Origin of the sequence: Bacillus sp. FJAT-28004 (assembly GCF_001280845.1) — a bacterium.
Taxonomy (GTDB): Bacteria; Bacillota; Bacilli; order Paenibacillales; family Paenibacillaceae; genus Pristimantibacillus.
Window position 1 is genome coordinate 2254688 of sequence record NZ_LGHP01000001.1, and the last position, 21673, is coordinate 2276360.

Sequence of the window (21673 nt, forward strand, 5' to 3'; positions counted from 1 at the left end):
TTGTTACGTATTGCTCAGCATACTGGAGGCGGCTTCAAGCTGCGAACCAGACCACCAATTCCAAACATCAGAGCCGGCTGGAATGGAACGAAAGCTCATCCATTCCTTTGTTACAGGATGAGGAGTTGAAACCGAGGTTGACCATAGCGCGATTTCGGATATGCCGCTTGTTGGTTTCGCGCCGTATTTCAGATCGCCTACGAGGGGACAGCCGATATGAGCCAGCTGCGCTCTAATTTGATGAGGTCTGCCGGTATGCAGCTTCACAGCAATCAATGAATAACGACCAGTCACAGCTGCTATTTCGTATTCCAAAATAGCTTCTTTAGCCTCATTCATTGGTTTGTTATAGACAGTTACTTGATTTTGTTTGCTGTTTTTAAGAATATAATGAGTTAAACGCGCTTGCGGCTTACTTGGCGTACCTTGTACAACGCAAACATAAGTTTTGTCAAAATGTCGATTGCGAACCGATTCGGATAGTCTGGAGGCGGCTTTCGAAGTTTTGGCAAAAACCATAACGCCGCCAACCATACGGTCAAGACGGTGAACGAGGCCGAGAAAGACGTTTCCCGGCTTGTTGTATCGTTCCTTTATATCCTGCTTAAGCAGCGTCAGCATATCAGCATCACCTGTGTCATCCTCTTGAGAGAGAATGCCAGGTGGCTTTACGACAGCTATTACATGATTGTCCTCGAACAAAACCTTGATCGACATTACTTAGACTCCCAACGTCCCAATATTCCACAAGGCAAATTAAGGCCGGATTTCGTAATCGGCAATCCGATTTCTCCACAGTTGATCTCGCCGCCATACTTGGCATTCATTGTCATATGCAGCAGGTTGTGCAGAACAGATTGCGATAATCCAGTTGTATAGGAGTTGATGAGTAGGAACAATGGATTGTCAGACAAAATCGATGTACAGGATTGTAAGAATGGAAACAAATTTTCTTCGAGCTTCCATGTTTCACCATTTGTGCCACGCCCATAAGAAGGTGGATCCATAATAATCGCATCATACTGCTTGCCACGGCGTTGTTCGCGTTGAACAAATTTGAACACGTCATCCGTAATATAGCGAATTGGAGCGGATTCAAGTCCAGACAGCTGGGCGTTATCTTTTGCCCATTGGACCATGCCCTTAGCTGCATCAACGTGGCACACTTCAGCACCAGCTGCCGCAGCTGCAACAGTTGCGCCACCTGAATAAGCAAATAGATTCAAGACACGAATAGGACGTCCTGCGTTACGGATTTTGTCCATCATCCAGCTCCAGTTAACTGCTTGCTCAGGGAATAGTCCTGTATGCTTGAAGTTTGTCGGTTTAATATGAAAGTTGAGCTCTCCGTATGAGATTGTCCAGCGTTCAGGCAATGATTCGCTCATCGACCATTGACCGCCTCCAGAAGTGCTCCGGTGGTAATGACCGTCAGCTTTTTTCCAAAGACCAGTTTCATTCGTAATTGGCCAAATAATTTGTGGATCGGGACGGCGAAGTGTATAATTGCCCCAACGTTCGAGCTTATCTCCGTCTCCTGTATCTATAACCTCGTAGTCTACCCATTTATCTGCTATGTACATGTTATTCGTAACCCTTCCTTGACCTTGTTTTTGTAATATAATAATGTCAACGATAATTATATCGAAGCTAACACAATGAAGCAATGAAACCGACGCAATTAGAGGCTGGTATTTATTCGTAAGTGGTGAAGAGGCTGTTTATTTCATTAAAAATGTACAAGCTGTTGCTGAAATATCGAAAATCAGCGTAATTACGAACATTATGAAGTAAATCTACAATAATAGAGGAGCAATGATATCATGATGAGTTTTGAGTGCGAGTGCGGGAATAAAACAGTAATGTTTGCAACAGGAGATCGGGACGAGCAGGGGAGAGAATTCATTGAAATCGAGGACGATGAGAGGCTAACTTTTAAAATCGGGGATAAAAGCGTACTATTCCGTTGTTCATTTTGTGGCTATACATACCGACTGGAACAAATTTGATCATCGTTAGAAATTTTATATCGGTTACATATTGAAAACATCAACCGTTCAGAGTATGATAAACGTAAATTAAGTTGTATGTACAAGTGCATAATAATACTCATGATAACCAGTGCTAATGTCCGTACAAGTTGAAAAAGTTTAATTATCTCTATTATCGCGAATTATTTTATTCGGTGGATGCTTACGATGCTGTTTTGCATTCGCAAAACTTAAAGTGGATGCTTACGATGCTGTTTTGCATTCGCAAAACTTAAAGCGGGTGCTTACGTAGCTGTTTTGCATTCGCAAAACTTAAGGAGGAACCAAATGTTACAAGTTAAGCCTTATCAATTTTGGTTTGTTACTGGCAGTCAGCACTTGTACGGTCCAGAAACATTAGAAGAAGTCGCACAGCATTCACGCATTATTGCTGCGGCATTGAATGATGATTCTGTTATTTCATCCGAAATTGTATTTAAACCTGTAGTAACAACTCCAGAAGAAATTTACAAGCTTTGCTTAGAAGCGAAAGCGGACGAGAACTGTGCGGGCATCATCACTTGGATGCATACTTTCTCACCAGCAAAAATGTGGATTCATGGTTTGTCTGAGCTGCGTAAGCCATTACTGCATCTACATACACAATTCAACCGCGATATTCCGTGGGAAACGATTGATATGGACTTCATGAATACGAATCAATCAGCACATGGTGATCGTGAATTTGGACATATTTTCTCTCGTCTAGGCCTTGAGCGTAAAGTAGTGACGGGCCACTGGGAGGATGGAGTTACACGTTCGCGAATTGCTAGCTGGATGGGCACGGCAATTGCAGTTAACGAGGGATGTCATCTTAAAGTAGCTCGCTTCGGTGACAACATGCGTCAAGTTTCAGTAACGGAAGGCGATAAAGTTGAAGCGCAAATCAAATTCGGCTGGTCGATAAATGGTTATGGTATTGGTGATCTTGTTGCTCGTATGAATGAGATATCAGATTTAGAAGTGAAACAGCTGCTTGAACAATATAATGAGCAGTATGACATTTCTTCCGAGACACGCAGCAATGCAGCTTCCTGGGCATCGATCGGTGAACAAGCTCGCATTGAGCTGGGTCTTAAAGCATTTTTGCAAGAGGGCGGTTTCTCTGCATTTACAACATCATTTGAAGATTTGCACGGCATGAAGCAGCTTCCAGGTCTCGCGGTTCAACGGTTGATGGAGCAAGGTTATGGCTTCGGTGGTGAGGGCGACTGGAAAACATCCGCGCTTACTCGCATGATGAAGCTAATTGCAAACAACAAAGGGACTTCATTCATGGAGGATTACACGTATCATCTTGAAGAAGGCAACGAGCTCGTACTTGGATCACATATGCTTGAGGTATGTCCTACGATCGCGGATAGCCGTCCAAAAATCGAAGTTCATCCGCTTGGCATAGGCGGCAAAGCGGATCCAGCACGAATTGTATTCGACGGACGCTCAGGTTCAGCGCTTAATGCTTCGCTCATCGATCTTGGAAACCGTTTCCGTTTGATCATTAACCAAGTGGATGCAGTAAAACCGATGCATGATATGCCGAAACTTCCGGTTGCTCGTGTATTGTGGAAGCCAGAGCCATCGCTTCGTGATGCAGCAGAAAGCTGGATCTACGCTGGCGGCGCTCACCACACTGTATTCTCTTACGTAGTAACGACGGAGCAGCTTGTTGATTGGGCTGATCATGTTGGCATTGAAACCGTAGTGATCGATAAACATTCAACGGTTCGCGGTGTTCGCAACGAGCTTCGGTGGAACGATCTCAGCTACCGCATTCGTTAATCATCATACAATCTGCGTAATCGTAAATAGAAGAGACTGATGTTTTAAACCTACCAAGGTTTAAGCAACAGTCTCTTTCTCTACCTTCATGGGGGATTTGATTATCGTTTAATTGCTTTGACTCTAATCCGAACATAATCCACATACCAGGAACCATCATGGAATAAGTCATTTCTTAGTTTCGCAGCTATTTTATTGAATATAATCCTTTTTTCTTCATCGGTTACTTCGTTGAAAAAGTTATTTGCGAAACCCGATAACCAATGACTTAGTCCGTCTTCACCGTCTTCCATCTGAGTGGGGCGATCAAAATGAACGGCATAAGTTACACGGAAACCTTGTTGTTCAAGTAGAGTGCTGTATTCTGCAATACTTGGGAAGAACCAAGGGTTTAGCTTATCAGCATCAATACCGTAATCTTCATCAAGGACTTCGCTTGTTGCATTAACTATTTGTTCAATATTGCCCTGACCACCAAATTCTGCAACAAATCTACCGCCGCTACGCAGTACACTCCATACGTTTTCAACCACTTGTTTCGCATTTTTCATCCAATGCAATGCTGCGTTAGAGAATACTGCATCAAATGTTTCATCCAACTGAAATTGTTCAGCATTTCCAGTGAAGAAATGGATCATTGGATATTTCTCTTTTGCTTTTTCAATCATTTCCGCAGAAAAATCCATACCTGTTACTATTGCTCCGGTTTTTGATATTTCATAAGCCAAATCTCCCGTACCACAACCTAAATCGAATATTTTCTCGCCAGAAACGGGATTTAATAATGCAATGACTTGCTTCCCGTATTCAGAAACAAAACCTAGTTTATTGTCATATAAATCGGTTTTCCAAAATTGACTGGAACTCATAACATCATCCCCTAACCATTGGTAACCATATTTTCACACAAAGGTGCTATATAAGTAAAATATATCATTCCTATCGCCTTTATAGTTTACACCTATTAATAATCGGTCAAAAAAAGCTTTACTTCTTATCATTAGAAGTAAAGCTTTTTGTTTATCAACAGCGTTTATTAATTGGTTTATTCCGATTTTTCTTTTTGAATTTTCGCAGGATTATTGATTTTGTAAGGAATCGGATGTTTCGTCAGCTTTTTAGCAACTATTTTTCCTTCGAAAATCAGGATATCGCCGATTTCCAGCTCTAGTTTTTTGAGCGTTGCACTATGGCTGGACCATGCGTCGCCGATTTCCATAGCAGGATCTTGAATTGCAACCGTGTCATAAATAACGATCTCGTCATCTGTATCTGAGAAATTGTTAGGCACAGTAGTAAATTCCTTTACGGTTGCGACCATCTTGACCTTTTCTTCGGGAAGCTGGAGCTTTGGCGCTTTTTCTTTTTTTGTTTTTTCCTTTGGAGCAGCTGCTGCTTTAGGTTCTTTATGTACTTCTTCTGCTAACTCAGGAGATGTTATTGTTTCTGAAATGGATGCTAGCTCTGTGTTTTGTGATGCTTCTATCGGGGCATCAGTTCTTATAGCTTCAATCTCTTGAGCTGGTGTAGATTCTTCTACTGCACTGGAAATCTTCTGACCATAACTAGAAGCCTGCATTTCCTTTAAGTAGGAGGGATGAATACAATGCTTTTGTTCGTTTTCAAATGAAATGACAGCAGTCATTTTATCCACGAACCCAATAATAGAGCATTCGAGATTCATGCCGTTTCCTTTGTAGAAAAATACTTTTGTTTTGGCAGCCTTCTCAGACAGCAAACCCCATTCTTTGCATTTTTCTATTTGCTCTGCTTCGTTTTCGAAGGCTTGATACGATATCGGTTCAATAATGAATGGATGTCCCATGTAATCTCCGCCTTTCTGTATTATCATCATCTATTTTATCATTTTTTTGGCTTGTTAGTCGGTACTTGCTGATGATTATTAAATTCATACTAGTTTATTTGATTAAGAAGGGAGTGGAGGGGAAAACATGTCGCCGCAATAGGAACATTTTAACAATGTTTATTTGACAATGAGAATCGTTATCGATATAGTTGAATGGAAGATTTGAAAATGAAATGGGAGGGATTTCTCTGTTCATTCAATTGAGAACAATTGTGGTGGAAAAAGGAAATTCGCAGCAAGTAGTCGACAATTTTGGGCAAGAGGGCTATATTGACGGCAAGGAAGGCCTAATCGATATTAATATTATGGTTAATAGAAAAGCAAAAGAGAATGAGGAAGTTGTTATCATGATCCGTTGGGAGTCTGAGGAAGCGTGGAAAAACTGGGAGAAGGATCCCGTCCATATTGCAGGCCATCGGAACAAAAAAGATGAGAAACGTCCTTCATATATTGTTGATTCGTCTGTTAGCATATATGATGTTAAAAAAATCAAACCAGGTACTTTTGGAAAATAAATGGAAAGCGACTTACCCGTGCAGGGCAATGTCGCTTTTTTTTATTTTACTACAAGTCCAATTCCATCATCTGCAATTGAAACATCATTCTCAAAATCTTTCAAAATAGTAAAAAACATAGATTAAAACGATTGTTCGAAAATAACAAAGAGCCTTGCGGGTCAACAACTGGCCTGCAGGGCTCTATTTTTTGTGCTACTTATTTGTTTTAAAAACTATTAATGTATAATGCCGAACTCATATGATGCATATAGTAATGAACAAGCTGCATCCCGTGAGGAGGTTGTGAATGAAATCAAGCATTTCGGGAAAAGTGATGACCATTTACGGAAGCATCTTTCTGCTGATTATTGTTTTAACCTTCTGGTTGTCCTACCGGGGCACGGTTGGCCCGCTTGAGGCCGATCTGACCAATACGAATCTCGCTCTACTCAAGCAAGTAGACCAAAAGATCGAAGTGGCCTTCCGCCAGACCGAGAAAGATTTGCTTGCTCTTATGGAAGAACTCGAATTCGTGTACTTCATGCTGGACAGCTACAATGATGACGCCCAAAAATACAGCAACTATTATGGGCTTACGACAAAATTAAAAAACTTTATTAACGCGAATCCTACTTTCTCATCGATTTTCGTTTACTCTGCTGTAAACGGCGATATTTTGACCGAAAAGGCTTATATGAATGATATTTCACCGGTAGACAACTGGCTGGCTGCTTATATGGACATGCCGGGTTATTTCAAGTGGATGACGACCCATCCGGTATGGGATGGAACGACGACTCAAAACGTTGTCACACTGGTGCGCTCCTACCCGACGCTCAGTAGTCCCGGATACCGTAACGGCATCGTTGCCGTCAACATTAACGAAGATGTGCTCTACAGCATGATTAAATCCGTCTATGAGGAAAGCTCGGCTGGCCATCTGTTTATATTCGACGCGGATGGAAAAGTCGTCAGCCACGACGACAAAACGCTGCTATATCAAAATTTGAAGCAATTGCCCTATATGAAAAACGTGCTTTCTTCCGAAGGCAGTGGATCCCTATCAATCAAGCAGGACGGCGTCCCGCAAACCGTGTTTTACCGGACATCCGCCTATACAGGTTGGAAAATGGTCAGCATCATGCCGGAATCGCAAATTTACGAGCCGCTTCAGATTACCCGCAATCTGCTGTTCATATTGGCTGGCGTAATGGTCGTCCTTGCGTTAATTGTACTGTTCTACGTCAATCGATTAACCTTCAAGCCGCTTGACCGGTTGGTCGGTAAGCTTGCAGGCACCTATCAGCCGGATAAGAAGCGCGGATTTGATACGGCAGGTTTCACCTATTTGGAGTCGGTGTTCGAGCAGATGATGGAGGATCGGGAGCATTTGGAGAAGCATGTGCGGGATTCCAAGTCCGTGCTCAAATGGAGATTGATTATGGATATGCTGACCGGCTACCAAACGGACTACCAAGCTTTGCGGCATCATCTTGAATTCACCGGCATAAGGCTCTATTCGGAGCGCTACCTTGTATGTACAGCGGAAATCGGTATAGCAGAAGGCAGCTTGAGCCCGCGCGATGAAACGTTGTATACGTATGTGTTTTGCAACGTGGCGGAAGAGCTGATGGGCAAAGAGGATGCAGGAGTCGCTATCGATTTGGGCGGCGGACGCGCGGCTCTTGTCTTTAGCTTCGCGGAAGGCGAAGCGGAGCAAAACCATTTGCGTGCGCTCGCTATTTTGGAATGGATACTGGAGGTCATTAAAAAGCAATTTGGCTTAGTCGCCACGGTTGGCGTAGGCAGAGGAGTCAAGGAACTCGCCGACATTCAAAGCTCCTACGGCGAGTCGCGTAAGGCGCTCCGCTACAAGATGCTTTTTGGCAGTCATTCAGTCATTTCTATAGAGGATTTGCAACCGCCAGACAGCCAGGATTATTATCGTTTGAACCGGAAGGCAACTCGGATTATGGAGGCGCTCAAGCAGACGGATACGGACAAAATGAAGGAGGATGTGCACCAAGCCTTCGAGAAGGCGGTGGAGCTAGGCTTGCCTCCTGACCTCATCCGCCAGTTTTCGTTCGACTTAATCGTGAAGGCGCTGCAGGTTGCGGATGCAATCGGGATCGGACCCGAGGAGTCGATGGGCAACTTGGACAGTATTTATGAGAAGATCGAGCACAGTGAGGATTGGAAGCAGGCAGAGGGCCTCGTCCTCGCTGTTCTTGAAGAGCTGGCGGCCAAGCTTTCGAGCAAACGAAGCCTGAGAGGAAAGAATGACACGATTGAGCGGATGCTTACTTACATTCAATCCCATTACCATGAAAATGATTTGTCGCTCGATCGGCTCGCCGAGCAGTTTCATTTGAGCCCAACCTATATCAGTAAGCAGTTTAAAGAGTATACCGAGCGAAACTTTATCGACTATCTAATCGAAATTCGAATTGACGCCTCGAAAGCACTGCTCGTTGACAAGGACAAGAAAGTGAACGACATCGCCGAAGCGATTGGATATATGAATACCCGAAGCTTCCTGCGGACGTTTAAAAAATATACAGGGATGACACCGACAGAGTTCCGCGAGCAAACCATCAGCAAGCTAACGGGGCAAGACTCGGAGCAAACGTAAGACCGGTGGCACACTTCCAAAGCGGAGGCGTCGCCCCGGTTTTTTCCTTGAAATATAAGAATTTATAAGTTTGTTAGCTTATAAAGGGCTTATATTTCTCCGTCAAAGCTACTTCAGCATCCAGAGGATGCTGAAGGCGTTTTTGCTTGTAATCGCGGGCTTTCTTAGGTGTCACAGCAAAAGAATGAACCTGTTCAAGAAAGGTGACTAGGCCATTTCACAATAAAAGACACCAGGCACAGAACATGTCTATATTCAGCTTCCCGCGCTTTGTGTACGATCGAATTGTAGACGGAACATAAAGGGGGGGAGGACGATTTGGATACGGCTTAAACGGGATCGTCACTTATATTTGATGCTTCTGCCTGTCATCTTGTTTTATGTAATCTTTAAATACGCACCGATGGCGGGCGAGATTATCGCATTCAAAAATTACCGGTTTATTGATGGAATATGGGGAAGCGAGTGGGCTGGGTTTCATCATTTTCAAATGCTGTTCGCAAGCTTGGATTTTTGGAGAATTCTTAGAAATACGCTGCTGTTGAACATCTATAGTCTAGTTTTCGGTTTTCCGGTACCTATCCTGCTTGCCCTGCTGCTAAACGAGGTGCGCAGAGAATGGTACAAAAGAACGGTTCAGAACCTGTTGTATCTGCCTCACTTCATCTCTTGGGTTGTGCTGGGCGGAATCGTTATCGCGATCCTATCGCCGAGTACAGGCGTCGTGAATCTGATTCTAAAACAATTTGGCATCGAGCCCGTTTATTTTATGGCGGATTCGTCTTGGTGGCCTGTCGTTTATACAGTATCCGGTATTTGGCGCGAAGCGGGCTGGGGGACGATTCTCTATTTAGCAGCGATGGCTTCGATTGATCCCCAGCTTTATGAAGCAGCCAAAATCGACGGGGCAAACAAGCTGCGGCAAATTTGGCATATTACGCTTCCCGGCATTCGCAGCACGATTGCCATCTTATTGATCCTTCGCATGGGGCATATGATGGATGTTGGCCTTGAGCAAACGCTGGTGCTTCAAAACCAATCCGTGCTGGACGTAGCGGATGTCATCAGCACCTACGTATACCGTGTCGGCTTGCAAAATATGAATTACAGCTACACGACAGCGCTTGGGTTATTCCAGTCCTTGATTGGGTTTATTCTAGTCGTGGGCGTTAACGGGCTTATACGGAAGTTCGGCGAAAGGGGGTTATGGTAACGGTGAAAAGGAATGCTGCCGCAGCCCTCGCGCTGTCTTCGATTAGCAAAATCATCCTTTATACGTTTCTTGGCCTCTCGTCCTTAATTGCCCTGTTCCCGCTTTGGTACGAGGTGGCGGCATCCTTTAGCAGCAGCCGGGCAATTACAGCCGGAGAAGTGATGCTGTGGCCGATTGAATTCAACCTGCATGCTTACGATCGGCTTTTTGATGACGGACAAATTCTGATCGGCTTACGAAATACGGTCTTGATTACAGTTGTCGGAACCGCCTTGAATATGATCATGACGATACTGGCCGCCTATCCACTCTCAAGACGCCGCCTGGTGGGCCGCAGCGGACTGCTGATGTTCGTTACGTTCACGATGTTATTCGTTTCTGGGATCATTCCGAGCTTCATTCTCGTCAAGACGCTGGGCTTAATGGACACATACTGGGCATTATGGCTGCCAGGGCTGATCAGCACGTATAACATGTTCGTGATGAAAACGTTCATGGAAGGGCTGCCGGAGGAAATTGAAGAGTCGGCTGCTATGGACGGAGCTGGAGATTGGCGGGTTTTAATGCAGATCATGCTTCCACTATGCAAACCGATTATTGCCTCATTGTCGCTGTTCTATGCTGTTGGCTGGTGGAACTCTTATTTCAGTGTTCTTCTTTATATAACAAAAACGACGTCGCAATCCTTGATGGTGAAGCTGTACCAGATGATCAATCAAGTGGATGCAAGCCTACTTAACAATACCGGGGGAAGCGAGGGTGCGGGTCAAATCTTGTTAACGCCCGAGGGCATCAAAGCTGCGGCAATCGTCATTGCAGTCACGCCGATTCTGTGCGTATATCCGTTCATTCAGAAACATTTTGTAAAAGGCGTTTTGATCGGTTCGGTCAAAGGTTAATAAGGAAAAGGGGATGATGTATTTGATGAAAATGAACAAAATCCGCAATTTTATTATGTCGGCTAGCTTAATTCTTGTACTGCTGGCAGGCTGCACGGGGAAATCCGAGCCGACTAAACCTTCTGCTGCACCAAACGAGACCGATGCGCCAGCGCCAGTGGTAGAGCAAAAGAAAGAGATCAGCGTATCTATACTTGATCGGGGCGAAGTGGCAACGGAGGAAGGCAGCTACGAAAACAACCGCTGGACGAAGTGGATCAATGAGAATGCTCCTGCTAAGGTCAAATGGGTACCCGTACCGCGCACGCAGGTGCAGCAAAAATTAAATACGCTGATTGCATCGGGCACGGCGCCGGATCTGATATGGGAATATGACCGCAGCTATATTAGCCAGCTCGCTGCGCAGGGCGCGATCCAACCGATTGACGAATATATCGAAAAATACAGCACAACGTACAAAGCCTATTTGGCGAAGCATCCGGAACTAAAACCCTTCCTCACGATTAACGGAAAAATGTATGCGATTGCAAGCGCGCGTGGACAAGAAACGATAGCCAATCATGGCATTATGATTCGTCAGGATTGGTTAGATAAGCTGGGCTTGAAAGCTCCTACTACAGTTGAAGAATTAATTGAGGTTGCGCGCAAGTTCAAAGAGGGTGATCCAGACGGCAACGGCACGGCGGACACGGTTCCGATCACCTTTAATTACAACGGAGTACAGATTTTAAGAGCACTTTTCTTCAATAACGAGAACCAATGGTATCTGGAAGATGGCAAGCTCACGTTCGGCCGGATACTGGATCGGTATACCGATTCGCTTGCTTTGCAAAAGCAGCTTTTTGACGAAGGATTAATCGATAAGGAATACATTACGGATACAAATTTTCAGCGCTCGCTTCAACTCTGGACGACGGGCAAATCCGGTATCTATCTCGGCTCATGGACGATGGGCGCGGAATTTGTTGATTTGAAGAAAAATGTGCCGAATGCCAAAGTTGTGCCTTTGGAGCCAGTCGCTTCGAAGTACGGTAAAAATGGCCTTTACCAGGAAGTGCCGGCCAATATGTATATCGCTTTTAATACCAATATGAAGGAGGATAAAATCGAAGCAGGCGTCAAATTTTTGGACTGGATGCTGGAGAAAGGCTGGGAGCCGCTCAGAATCGGAGAGAAGGACGTTCACTATAAGCTCGTTGGTGAAGTTCCGCAGAAGACCGATGCTGATAAGTTCAAGAAAGAAGTTTTCTATGCAAGAGAGTATGCCATCTTGAACGAATGGGATCCAAAGCCGGAATGGTATGCGGTGATGGCGGCTCAGGATCCGATTTCTCAAGAGCAGGCAGTGCTTAAAGCAGCGGGTCTTGAGACAGCGATGAAAAATAAATACAGACGGGACATTGCCTATAATCCTGATCTGCCTGAGGTTAGTCAGCTAATTGCTACCTTTGCTCCGATTGCGCAGCAAATTGAAGCCAAGATTGTAACTGGAGGAGGCGCGCTTACGCCGCAGGCCGGAATGGAGGATATTCGCAAGGAGTGGAAGCGTTTGGGCGGTGAAAATGTAGAAAAGTTGGTGCAGGAGTGGTATGAGGTGAACAAAGAGCATCTGAAGTAGAGGGGAAGGCCCTTCCCGTATTCGGTCATTGCCCTTTCGGGAAGGGTTAATCGCCGATCCGAGTAGCAAAGGATGGTTGGAAAATGATGACCATGAAAAAAGTTTTTTCATTATTCCTCATCTTTGCATTAATCATAACGGCATCAGGTACACTTGGGAAAAATGAACCTGCGGCGGCTGCGGAAGCGGTGGTTGCAGAGCTGCAAGCAGGCGATTATGAAAACTCCGACGAAGTATGGGACTTCCTGCTTGGCGCCGAATTTCCCGGGGCACAAGGAAGCTTTACAAGAGATCAGTCCGCGTTCCAAACAGGGCTCTCCTCGGCCAAAGTGACTGGGGATTTTAATGGCGGAGGTTCTTACGTTGCACTAGAGCGGTATCTGACGAAACGAATTGTTCCGGCGGAAGCGGTAAGCTTATCCTTTTGGGTAAAGACTGCAGATGCCGCATCGATTTACCTTGTTCTAATGGACGGAACGAACCAAAATCACTCGCAAAGGCTGGTGCTTCAGCCGACAACGGCTTGGCAGAAGGTTACCGTGAATGTTTTTAATGCTGGCAGCGAATATATGCACTGGGGAGGCGCCAATGACGGAGTCTTTCATCCGTCGCTTAAGAAGATGACGATCAAGGTGGCACGGGCGGGCTTGCGCACAGGCCTTAAGAGCGGCTCGGTCTGGTTCGACGATGTCAGAATCAAGGTTACCGTACCTGATCTAGCCATCGCTCAAACGCAGGTTGGCAACGTATTTGCGGGTGCAAGCAAAGGCACTTTTGATGTTCTAACGACCGGGGACACCGTCACATGGCAAACCTATGATGCTTGGGGTGAGCCTGGTTCATCTGGAAGCGCGCCGGTAACCGGAGGGAAGATCAGGCTTGAGGTGCCGGTACAATCAGATGGCTATTACCGATTAAAGCTATCTGCCTTTCAAGCGGGGGTTTTGCTTAAAACAACAGAGACGACCTTTGCGACAGTGCCAACGTTTGATTTGTCGGCGGTGACGGCATCACCGTTTGGCATACAGACGCATTTTGCCCATAGCTGGAACCGCGAGATGCTTCCTTTGGTCAAGTATGCAGGCGCCAAAAGCGTGCGGGATGCGATGTTCTGGTCTGAGATCGAGCTTAAAAAAGGCATATACACCTATAACCCTAAATTTACGCTCTATATGGAAGGGTTGCTTGAGAACAGCATCGATCCGCTAATGACCTTCGCTTTTTCCAATCAATTTTATGATAATTTTCAAACGCCATATTCCGCAGAAGCCCACGCTGCCTATGCGAATTATACAAAGTCCGTGCTGAACCGATTCGGCGGCCAAATCAAATGGGGAGAGATGTGGAATGAGTTCAACCTGCCTAGTTTTGGAGGAAATGGCCCCGCCGCATCACAGCCGGATGTTTACTTCAATCTAATGAAAGCAGGTTACGAGGCTGCCAAATCGGTGCGCCCGGATCTGAATGTGCTTGGAGGCGCGACCGCTGGCATTCCGGAAGAGTGGCTGGAGGATTTGTTCCAGCTAGGCGGGTTAAATTACATGGACACCTTGTCCGTACATCCTTACCGTTACCCCGACAAGCCGGAAGGATTGCTTAATGAGGTAGCCTCGTTAAACCAGCTGGTGAAAACATATAACAACGGACAGACGAAGCCGATCTGGTTCTCGGAGATTGGATGGCCGACGCAGCTTGACCCTCGTGGGGTGGATGAGAAGACGCAGGCGGCCTATTTGATTCGCACCTATGTACTTGGCATGGCAGCGGGCGTGGAGAAAATTTTCTGGTACGATCTGATGGACGATGGAACGGATAAGAAATATAACGAGCATAACTTCGGCATTATTCATAATGGCGGTGATCCGCTTGGCGCTTATACGCCAAAACCGGGTTATGTGGCGTTTGCGACGGCAGCGCGTCAGTTGACTGGCGCAAGTTTAATCGGTCAGGAGATTACGAACGGCATCTATCGCTATAAATTTAAGAAGAACCAGAAATCCATTCATGTGCTTTGGTCAGGAACGGATACGGAAACGAATCTGACTCTGAAAACAAAAGAACCGCTTGTCGTAACGGACATGATGGGCCGCACGGCAACCTACATGCCAAAGGATGGGGAAATCTATATTACCGCTTCTAGCGAGCCTTTATTTATCCAAGGGAAAATCGATAAAGTCATTCAAGGCAGCAAATACACGCTTAAGAGCGAGCCGTACTTTACCGGTGATCCTGTCAGCGTAACGTTATCCGTATACAAAGCATCATCTCGGAATCCGCTAAGCGCCCGCATTCAATTGCAAGGAGCAGTTCAGAATATAAAGGCTTCCTCGGTCGGTACCTATCCTACCGTATTTCAAGGAATAGGTGAGCCTGGCAGCTACACAGCGACAGCGGAGCTTGTTGTTGGCGGCAAAAAAATCGGCGCGTTAAAAAATACGGTGGTGATCAAGCAATCAGAGGAGCTATCTGCCAAACATGTATTGAAAGAGGGCAGCGACTTTCTGAGAGTTCGAATCGATAATACGAAACCAGTGGATAGGCGGCTGACACAGATCGATTGGCAAGTGGGCGGAATAACCGATTCGAAAACCTATAATACGGTGCTGCCTGGTTTTACGGATTACACGATTGATCTTCCTATACCGGCTTTGCCAGGGGAAACCTTAACCCCTCACCAGCTTACCGTCTATTTGGAGGATGGCACCGTATTGTCTCTTTCAGGCAATTTGCAAAATATCGCTGTCGCCAGCATGACGCCAATCGTTAACCGCACCGTGCAGGTGGATGGCCCGCTTGACGATGTCGACGATCTCCCCGGCATCGACCTGTTTGAGGAAGGCCATTCAAGAGTGGTGCCGCATAACGGGCCAGAGGATTTGAGCGGCAAGCTATGGGTCACGTACGATAATGACCACATCTACCTGTCGGCTAAGATCCATGATGATCAATTTACGCAAACCAAAACAGGTGACGCGATTTGGAGCGGAGACAGCATTCAATTCGCTATTTCCTTGGGAACGCCGGGAGAGGCAGCCGAATGGTACGAATACGGTATGGCGCTGACGCCAAACGGACCGGAATTGTATCGGTGGATGGCGATGTCTGGCGTACTGACCGGACCGGTTACAAATCACCAGCTCCAGATTACGAGAGATGAAACAAACAAGGATACGATTTACCGGCTCGCATTGCCTTGGACGGAATTATCGCCGATCGCTCCGAGTGACGGGATTCTAAGCTTGTCCGCGCTAGTTAACGAGAATGATGGCAACGGACGCAAAGGTTGGTTGGAGTGGGGTGGAGGCATCGGCTCCAATAAGCAGTCTAAACTATTCAAGCCTATGTTGATCGGCGGGGCGGGAGCGGTAAGCATTAGCGGCGTGACTCTTGACAGAGGTCTACTTGAAATGACTGCGGGTGACCCTGCGGTTGCACTTCTTGCAACGGTGATGCCCGAGAATGCAGAGAGTAAAGAGGTAACGTGGACAACAAGCGATCCGAATGTTGCGACAGTAAATGCAGGGGAAGTAACGCCTATAGGAGCGGGTACGGCAACGATAACGGTGACGACAACGGATGGTTTATTTACAGCCAGCTGTGTCGTTACAGTCGCAGCTGCTCCAGTCATTGAACCGGAGCCAGGTGAAATTGTGGAGCCGGGGTCAAGTGAAACTCCAGAACCTAGTGAAACCGTAAAACCAGAACCTAGTAAAACGCCAGAGACGGGGGTGCCTGAAGCTACTCCGAATCCAGTGACCCCGGCGCCAACTGACTAAAGCGCCAGAGAACGGACCTTAACCGATACGCGTTGAAAGGAAGGAGATGAGCAGTTTGCCTTTACGGCGGCCTGCTCTCTTTCTGCTCTCTGTTACTCCAATGTCGACAGAGGTCGGGGGCTAGCCGCCCCCTCCTACTCGATTTGAAGTCGAATATTAGACGCTGCCGATAAGCATCTTTTTGAGCGGTACCATCGATTCTTCCGGGACATAATATTTGAATTTATTATCGCTGATTTGTCCAAGCAGCTGACGGCGGATCGGATCGGCATCCTTCAATAGATGCTCGTCTGCTTGATGATAGTCAATCGGTCGCATCCAGATCGGGCTGTAGCCGAGAAAGAGCTGCCTTCTTGTAAATTCGGATTGATTGATCGATCCGGCATGCCATAGATTTTGCGCGAAAATAAATACATCACCCGGCTTTCCGCACACTTGAACCTCGCCATCTAATTGCTGGCGTACATCTTTATGGTTCGGATTATAGGGCTGCTTGTGGCTGCCCGGAATAACCTTTGTATTGCCGCGGTTCGGCTGTGTCATATCGCTCAAAATATAACAGACTTTTATATAATAAGTAGCCGTTAAGCCTGCAATAACCGGAAACTTTGGATGAGGGCCGTCTTGATGCCAATCGATAAAGCTGTGGGAAGCAGTTTTTATATCATTAGGATTAGGTTTTCTCACTGTTAGATGAGAAATATGCAGCTGAATATTATGTCCAAGCAAATTAACGATTAAGGGAAGGATTTCATCGTGATCGATCAATGAGGCAATCTCAGTGTGCCGAGAGACGCTATTATAGATATTATGAGCAAACGTGTCTTCCTCCTCTGCGAGGACCTCATCGATAGCTGCATTCAGGAGGGATACCTTTTCCTGTGAGAGTATATCGGGTAAAACCAAGTATCCTTGTTCATGAAAACGGCTCATCAATTCTGGAATATTTAACGAAGCTATACGCATTAGCCTCTCCTCCTTCTTGTAATTAATTTAATTATATGTTACAAATTTCTGTTGTATAATGTATAGAACAATCTATTTTCTTGTAAAAAATTTCATTAAAGGGATGATGAGATTGAACCAGCCTTCGTTTCGCGAGCCCGAGCTGATTTACCATGTGTTCGTGAAGGATGCTGCACATTTTCAGAAGACGGAGGATACTTACGATCACTGGGCTTTATTCATAGTTGAAGAGGGCGGCTTCGAGTATAGAATGGGAAATTCGAGGAGTGAGAGAGCCGTAAAAGGGGAAATGGTGCTTTGTCCGCCCAATATGACCTTTTACCGCAAAACAGATGGCTTGTCATTTCACCTCATCGGTTTCCAGTGGCGGAATGCCGTTAGCGCTAGCGGGGAGGACAACACCGAATTGCCCCCTATAGGAAAGCTTATTCTGCTGAACAACAAAAGAATGAGTTCTACGCTTTCCTTGTTTCGCGAAGCTCGTTATGTGAAGGATAGTCTGGTGCTGGAATACAAGAAACATCTGTTAAGGGATTTGATGTATGTCTATCAGATCGAATGCTTGAACCGGAAAATAAATCTTTTATATAGCGAGAACCAGGTCATGCAGCGCGCGGTACGTATGCTTCAGCAGCAAGCGGAAGCGGGTGTTTCCTTGAAGGTGATCGCGATGGAACTTGGCATCAGCCAAGTGCAATTAACTAGGCTGTTTAAGCATGAATTTCATACGACACCAAGCGCGTACGCCGCCAATCTCAGAATGGATAAGATTAAGCTTATGCTTGTCAATTCTTCATTAACGCTAGCACAAATAGCGGAGCAGTGCGGGTTTACGGATGAGCATCATTTGAGCAAAAGCTTCAAGAAAACGTATGGCATGAACCCGTCTTCTTATCGGAAAGCTTATACGATTTAACAGATTGAAGTTCAAGTATACCTTGGGATGACTTAGGATTTGCGGGTGGGAGAGTTTAAGGTAATTCAAAGTAAACACACGCCTATAAATCATTCCTGCAAGCCTCATAAATAAAAAATAACCGCTGGTTTTAACCAACGGTTACGAGATAAGCTGGAATCAATAACAATAATAACGCTCCCAAATTTTATGTGAATCTTCCTTATTTTTGTCCCACCAACAGATGTCATCCCACCAGTCATCATCGTCGAACCAATGATCTTTGTCGAACCAATCAAACCAATCTTTCTTGTCCCAATCTTTGTCGTTCTTGTTTTTGTCCGGTTGGTTAGAATGATTATTGTTGTTATTATTATTCTTGTTGTTGTTTTGCTTATCATTATTGTGATTACTGTTATTATTGCCGTTGTTGTTATTGCTTTTCGTTACGGAGAACACCGAAAAAATGCTGGATAACAAGCTTTTCTTATCATCATATGATTCTTTGCTTGAGGCAGCAAATGCAGAAGCTGGATACAAACAGATCGTTATTAGTAACGTAAGTGATAAGACTTTTTTGAATTTGGACATGACATCAACACCTCCCGTCCACGCTCTAATTGCGAACTTGATGTTCGTTATAAAGAATTTTATAATAAATAAGTCCTTTTGTAAACGAACATTTTGTGAAAAATGGATAGTTTGGAGGGGGACTTTAGCAGTAGTTTCGTGGATAATAGAATGTAGAATAATAGGGATATAGAAATGGAGTTGGATTCATGCAATTGTCAAAGGGTCAAAAGGTAGATATTACAAAAGGACGCGATCTCACATCCGTTAGTATTCAATTTGGTTGGACGACTAGAGAGTCATCAATGAGCATAGATGCTGCAGCTTTTCTATTATCCGAACGCAATCGCTGTGAGAAAGATGAAGACTTCATATTTTATGGAAATCCGTTAGCCCGTGATGGTTCTATCTCGCATGCTGTAACTGTAAAGAATGGAGATAAGGAAGCAATAACGATAAACCTGAACCGGCTAAGCGAGCAAACGGCGAAGATAGCTTTTACGGTGACAATACATGAGGGCGAGCGCCAAGGTCATTTTATGCAGGACACATCGAGTTTGTATGTTCGGCTAGTAGATGGGAGCACAGGAGAAGAGTTGTTTCGCTTCGAATACGGCGCTGAGTTTACGAAGGAAACGGCTGTAGTAGTTGGCGAATTATATCGATATAACGGGGAGTGGAAGTTTAACGCCATAGGAAGCGGGTTTTATGGCGGGCTTGAAGCGTTATGTACAAGCTTTGGACTAGAGATTGAGAAGGAAGACGCAGAGGTTGCTGCTGCAGTCGCGGAAATGACCTTATCATCTATTGATTTGCGGAAAAAGATCGTTCAAATTACTTTGGAAAAGAAAAAATTAACTAATGTTTCAGCTAGAGTCGGTATCGTGCTTGACGTAACCGGCTCAATGCAAACCATGTATCGAAATGGAACGGTTCAGGAGGTTGTTGAGCGAATCTTGGCGGTTGCGAGCAAATTCGATGACAACGGAACTCTTGACGTATGGGTTTACGATACACACTTTAGCCGATTGCCTTCTGTTTCGGAGAAAGATTTTGACCTATACGTGAAACGTCATATTATGGATAATAACACCATTCATAAGTTTGGACGTAACAATGAGCCGCCGGTGATGGAGGATGTCATACAGAAATATACAGTGGAAGAAGATGCAGCAACGCCTGTCTTTATTATATTTATTAACGATGGCGGAGTTGTTAAACCGATCAAAAAGGTCATTACAGCCGCTGCGATTCAGCCAATTTTCTGGCAGTTCGTTGGCATTGGTGATTCTGACTTTGAAGTGCTGAAGAAGCTCGATACAATGGAAGGTCGGATCGTAGATAATGCGAACTTCATCCATCTGGAGGATATTTCAGCAGTTTCGGATGAAATGTTGTATGATCAGCTATTAAATGAATTTCCTAGCTGGCTAAAGGCTGCTAAAGAGAAGCGGATTATAAGACCTATTTAGCCTAAAATAAGGTACAGGAAGGATGAATAGGATGGCACCATTTGGTGTTCTTTTAACGAGCGGTCCTAAAGCTTGGGAAATTGTTCAGCAAGTTAAGGGGATAGGGAAAATTGAGCTGTCTGGTACTTGGGAGGTGGACCGCGAAGCTATCATTGGACCATTTCAGGTATTTGCAAGAGTGGTTTGGGAGAAAAATGGCAGAGATGCATTGAGCTGGACGGCATGCGAAATGGAGGGCGAGAATGGCTGGCGAGTCAGCTTGAGCGTTCCGGCTGGCGGTTTATACCGGATCGAAACTTGCTTGCAGCATGATCGAAATGTACTGCTTGGTGCTGGTGCTATACGAGGAGATATGATTCATCATGTCGGTGTGGGAGATTTATGGATCATAGCAGGTCAAAGTAATGCAGCCGGATACGGAAGAGGAATGGTGGAGGATAGTCCTGCTCTAGGGGTACATTTGCTGCGGAATAACGGCTTATGGGATCTGGCAGCGCATCCGTTCAACGACTCCACTGCATCGATTCATGAGGTGAATTCGGAATGGGTAAATCCAGCACATTCTCCGTGGCTGCACTTTGGCAAGTTGTTGCAGAGCGAGCTCGATTTTCCCATTGGTTTCATCGAAACGGCTCTTGGAGGATCGGCTCTGAGCGCTTGGAATCCAGATGAAGAAGGTCACCTCTATCGCAATATGATTGATATCGTACAAAGCTGCGGCGGTAAAGCCGCTGGTGTGTTGTGGAATCAAGGCAGCTCCGATTGTAATCCCGAGGGAGCGGAGACTTATTTGGAGCGTTTTACAAGGGTTGTTCAATATTGGCGTAATGACCTGCATTCAAATGAGCTTCCATTCATTTCTGTCCAGCTAAACCGATTCACAAATATTCAAGGAGATAAGGAGCATCATGACAGGCAATGGGGTAAGGTACGTGAAGCTCAGCGACAAGCGGGATTAACTATTTCTTCGGTTTATGTCATCCCTTCGATTGATTGTCCGATGTCTGACGATATTCATAATAGTCCAGCAGGAAATTTAATGATTGGAAGCAGAGCGGCGAATATTGCCTTCCAGCAAGTTTATAGCTTAAAGCATCAGGCGATCCCTCCCAATCTGGAACAGGCCTTATACATATCGGATAACGAGTCCGACTCACATACCATTCGACTTCGGTTTCAGTATATAACTGAAAGTTTATATGCCGTAAATCCGCATGCAGAGTTGTTCGCAGTGGAGGATGAAGCGGGCGCAATAGGTCTGGAGGGATGGCATACTATTTCTAACAATGAAGTACAGCTTAGATTATCGAGAAAACCAATCGGAAAGATATACGTCCATGGAGCTTACCAAACAAATCCGGTATCACAATTCCTTGTGGATACGGGCACTTATTTACCGATGCTGTCCTTTTATAATGTGGAAGCGGTTGCTGAAATTGAAGGGTGATGGAATTGTCGT

Annotated in this window: 17 protein-coding genes and 1 pseudogene; 12 read left to right on the forward strand and 6 right to left on the reverse strand. The window is 45.3% G+C overall.

Annotated elements, in window-relative coordinates; genetic code table 11:
• Positions 1–3 precede the first annotated feature (3 nt).
• Both AC787_RS09570 and AC787_RS09575 read right to left on the reverse strand, forming a co-directional pair.
• Complete coding sequence (locus tag AC787_RS09570; protein ID WP_054024562.1) at positions 4–717, reverse strand: RluA family pseudouridine synthase; 714 nt, start codon at positions 715–717, stop codon at positions 4–6.
• Positions 717–1583 (reverse strand): class I SAM-dependent methyltransferase, encoded by an 867-nt coding sequence (locus AC787_RS09575; RefSeq protein ID WP_054024563.1) that lies wholly within the window; start codon positions 1581–1583, stop codon positions 717–719. Before AC787_RS09575 ends, AC787_RS09570 begins: the two co-directional genes overlap by 1 nt.
• A 240-nt stretch (positions 1584–1823) precedes the next feature.
• Here AC787_RS09575 and AC787_RS09580 point away from each other — a divergent pair, with 240 nt between their 5' ends.
• Positions 1824–2009: a hypothetical protein gene (locus tag AC787_RS09580; protein ID WP_054024564.1), complete on the forward strand. Its 186-nt coding sequence runs from the start codon at positions 1824–1826 to the stop codon at positions 2007–2009.
• A gap of 309 nt (positions 2010–2318) precedes the next feature.
• Positions 2319–3809 (forward strand): L-arabinose isomerase, encoded by a 1491-nt coding sequence (gene araA, locus AC787_RS09585; protein WP_054024565.1) that lies wholly within the window; start codon positions 2319–2321, stop codon positions 3807–3809.
• 101 nt (positions 3810–3910) lie between these two features.
• Here the strand turns inward: araA and AC787_RS09590 are convergent, their stop codons facing one another.
• Positions 3911–4678, reverse strand: a complete 768-nt coding sequence (locus AC787_RS09590; protein WP_054024566.1) for a class I SAM-dependent methyltransferase — start codon at positions 4676–4678, stop codon at positions 3911–3913.
• A 176-nt stretch (positions 4679–4854) separates the two neighbouring features.
• The gene (locus AC787_RS09595; protein ID WP_054024567.1) at positions 4855–5634 is read right to left on the reverse strand and encodes a hypothetical protein; all 780 of its coding nucleotides are present in this window, start codon (positions 5632–5634) and stop codon (positions 4855–4857) included.
• 215 nt (positions 5635–5849) lie between these two features.
• Here AC787_RS09595 and AC787_RS09600 point away from each other — a divergent pair, with 215 nt between their 5' ends.
• From AC787_RS09600 to AC787_RS09625, 6 genes are all read left to right on the forward strand, one after another.
• The gene (locus AC787_RS09600; protein WP_321166113.1) at positions 5850–6191 is read left to right on the forward strand and encodes an antibiotic biosynthesis monooxygenase; all 342 of its coding nucleotides are present in this window, start codon (positions 5850–5852) and stop codon (positions 6189–6191) included.
• Between the two features lie 289 nt (positions 6192–6480).
• A complete protein-coding gene (locus AC787_RS09605) occupies positions 6481–8805 on the forward strand; it encodes a helix-turn-helix domain-containing protein (protein ID WP_054024568.1) in 2325 nt (774 codons plus the stop codon).
• Between the two features lie 355 nt (positions 8806–9160).
• Complete coding sequence (locus AC787_RS09610) at positions 9161–10018, forward strand: ABC transporter permease (RefSeq protein ID WP_082360960.1); 858 nt, start codon at positions 9161–9163, stop codon at positions 10016–10018.
• 2 nt (positions 10019–10020) lie between these two features.
• Positions 10021–10917: a carbohydrate ABC transporter permease gene (locus AC787_RS09615; protein WP_235560940.1), complete on the forward strand. Its 897-nt coding sequence runs from the start codon at positions 10021–10023 to the stop codon at positions 10915–10917.
• A 25-nt stretch (positions 10918–10942) separates the two neighbouring features.
• Positions 10943–12535 (forward strand): extracellular solute-binding protein, encoded by a 1593-nt coding sequence (locus AC787_RS09620; RefSeq protein ID WP_054024571.1) that lies wholly within the window; start codon positions 10943–10945, stop codon positions 12533–12535.
• 83 nt (positions 12536–12618) lie between these two features.
• On the forward strand, positions 12619–16311 hold the full coding sequence (locus AC787_RS09625; RefSeq protein WP_054024572.1) for an Ig-like domain-containing protein: 3693 nt from the start codon (positions 12619–12621) through the stop codon (positions 16309–16311).
• A 156-nt stretch (positions 16312–16467) separates the two neighbouring features.
• Here the strand turns inward: AC787_RS09625 and AC787_RS09630 are convergent, their stop codons facing one another.
• Positions 16468–17277, reverse strand: a complete 810-nt coding sequence (locus AC787_RS09630) for a phytanoyl-CoA dioxygenase family protein (RefSeq protein ID WP_054024573.1) — start codon at positions 17275–17277, stop codon at positions 16468–16470.
• Positions 17278–17383: 106 nt separating this feature from the next.
• Here AC787_RS09630 and AC787_RS09635 point away from each other — a divergent pair, with 106 nt between their 5' ends.
• Positions 17384–18193 carry a helix-turn-helix domain-containing protein gene (locus AC787_RS09635; RefSeq protein WP_054024574.1) on the forward strand — a complete coding sequence of 270 codons (810 nt, stop codon included), beginning with the start codon at positions 17384–17386 and terminating at the stop codon, positions 18191–18193.
• Between the two features lie 159 nt (positions 18194–18352).
• Here the strand turns inward: AC787_RS09635 and AC787_RS09640 are convergent, their stop codons facing one another.
• The gene (locus AC787_RS09640; RefSeq protein WP_054024575.1) at positions 18353–18763 is read right to left on the reverse strand and encodes a hypothetical protein; all 411 of its coding nucleotides are present in this window, start codon (positions 18761–18763) and stop codon (positions 18353–18355) included.
• A 188-nt stretch (positions 18764–18951) separates the two neighbouring features.
• Between AC787_RS09640 and AC787_RS34745 the strand changes: the two are divergent.
• The 3 genes and pseudogenes from AC787_RS34745 to AC787_RS09650 all read left to right on the forward strand — a co-directional run.
• Positions 18952–19470, forward strand: a pseudogene (locus AC787_RS34745) (TerD family protein); the annotation flags it as partial.
• A gap of 63 nt (positions 19471–19533) precedes the next feature.
• Positions 19534–20214 (forward strand): vWA domain-containing protein, encoded by a 681-nt coding sequence (locus AC787_RS34750; RefSeq protein ID WP_054027000.1) that lies wholly within the window; start codon positions 19534–19536, stop codon positions 20212–20214.
• A gap of 31 nt (positions 20215–20245) precedes the next feature.
• Positions 20246–21661: a sialate O-acetylesterase gene (locus AC787_RS09650; RefSeq protein WP_054024576.1), complete on the forward strand. Its 1416-nt coding sequence runs from the start codon at positions 20246–20248 to the stop codon at positions 21659–21661.
• The last annotated feature ends 12 nt before the right edge of the window (positions 21662–21673 follow it).

Bases quoted from the DNA above. Each gene is read 5' to 3' on its own strand.
- AC787_RS09630 (WP_054024573.1), bottom strand. From the start codon at position 17,277: ATGCGTATAGCTTCGTTAAATATTCCAGAATTGATGAGCCGTTTTCAT.
- AC787_RS09595 (WP_054024567.1), bottom strand. From the start codon at position 5,634: ATGGGACATCCATTCATTATTGAACCGATATCGTATCAAGCCTTCGAA.
- AC787_RS09610 (WP_082360960.1), top strand. From the start codon at position 9,161: ATGCTTCTGCCTGTCATCTTGTTTTATGTAATCTTTAAATACGCACCG.
- AC787_RS09650 (WP_054024576.1), top strand. From the start codon at position 20,246: ATGGCACCATTTGGTGTTCTTTTAACGAGCGGTCCTAAAGCTTGGGAA.
- AC787_RS09640 (WP_054024575.1), bottom strand. From the start codon at position 18,763: ATGTCCAAATTCAAAAAAGTCTTATCACTTACGTTACTAATAACGATC.
- AC787_RS09635 (WP_054024574.1), top strand. From the start codon at position 17,384: ATGAGATTGAACCAGCCTTCGTTTCGCGAGCCCGAGCTGATTTACCAT.
- AC787_RS09575 (WP_054024563.1), bottom strand. From the start codon at position 1,583: ATGTACATAGCAGATAAATGGGTAGACTACGAGGTTATAGATACAGGA.
- AC787_RS09570 (WP_054024562.1), bottom strand. From the start codon at position 717: ATGTCGATCAAGGTTTTGTTCGAGGACAATCATGTAATAGCTGTCGTA.
- araA (WP_054024565.1), top strand. From the start codon at position 2,319: ATGTTACAAGTTAAGCCTTATCAATTTTGGTTTGTTACTGGCAGTCAG.
- AC787_RS09600 (WP_321166113.1), top strand. From the start codon at position 5,850: ATGGGAGGGATTTCTCTGTTCATTCAATTGAGAACAATTGTGGTGGAA.
- AC787_RS09605 (WP_054024568.1), top strand. From the start codon at position 6,481: ATGAAATCAAGCATTTCGGGAAAAGTGATGACCATTTACGGAAGCATC.
- AC787_RS34750 (WP_054027000.1), top strand. From the start codon at position 19,534: ATGACCTTATCATCTATTGATTTGCGGAAAAAGATCGTTCAAATTACT.
- AC787_RS09580 (WP_054024564.1), top strand. From the start codon at position 1,824: ATGATGAGTTTTGAGTGCGAGTGCGGGAATAAAACAGTAATGTTTGCA.
- AC787_RS09620 (WP_054024571.1), top strand. From the start codon at position 10,943: ATGAAAATGAACAAAATCCGCAATTTTATTATGTCGGCTAGCTTAATT.
- AC787_RS09625 (WP_054024572.1), top strand. From the start codon at position 12,619: ATGATGACCATGAAAAAAGTTTTTTCATTATTCCTCATCTTTGCATTA.
- AC787_RS09590 (WP_054024566.1), bottom strand. From the start codon at position 4,678: ATGAGTTCCAGTCAATTTTGGAAAACCGATTTATATGACAATAAACTA.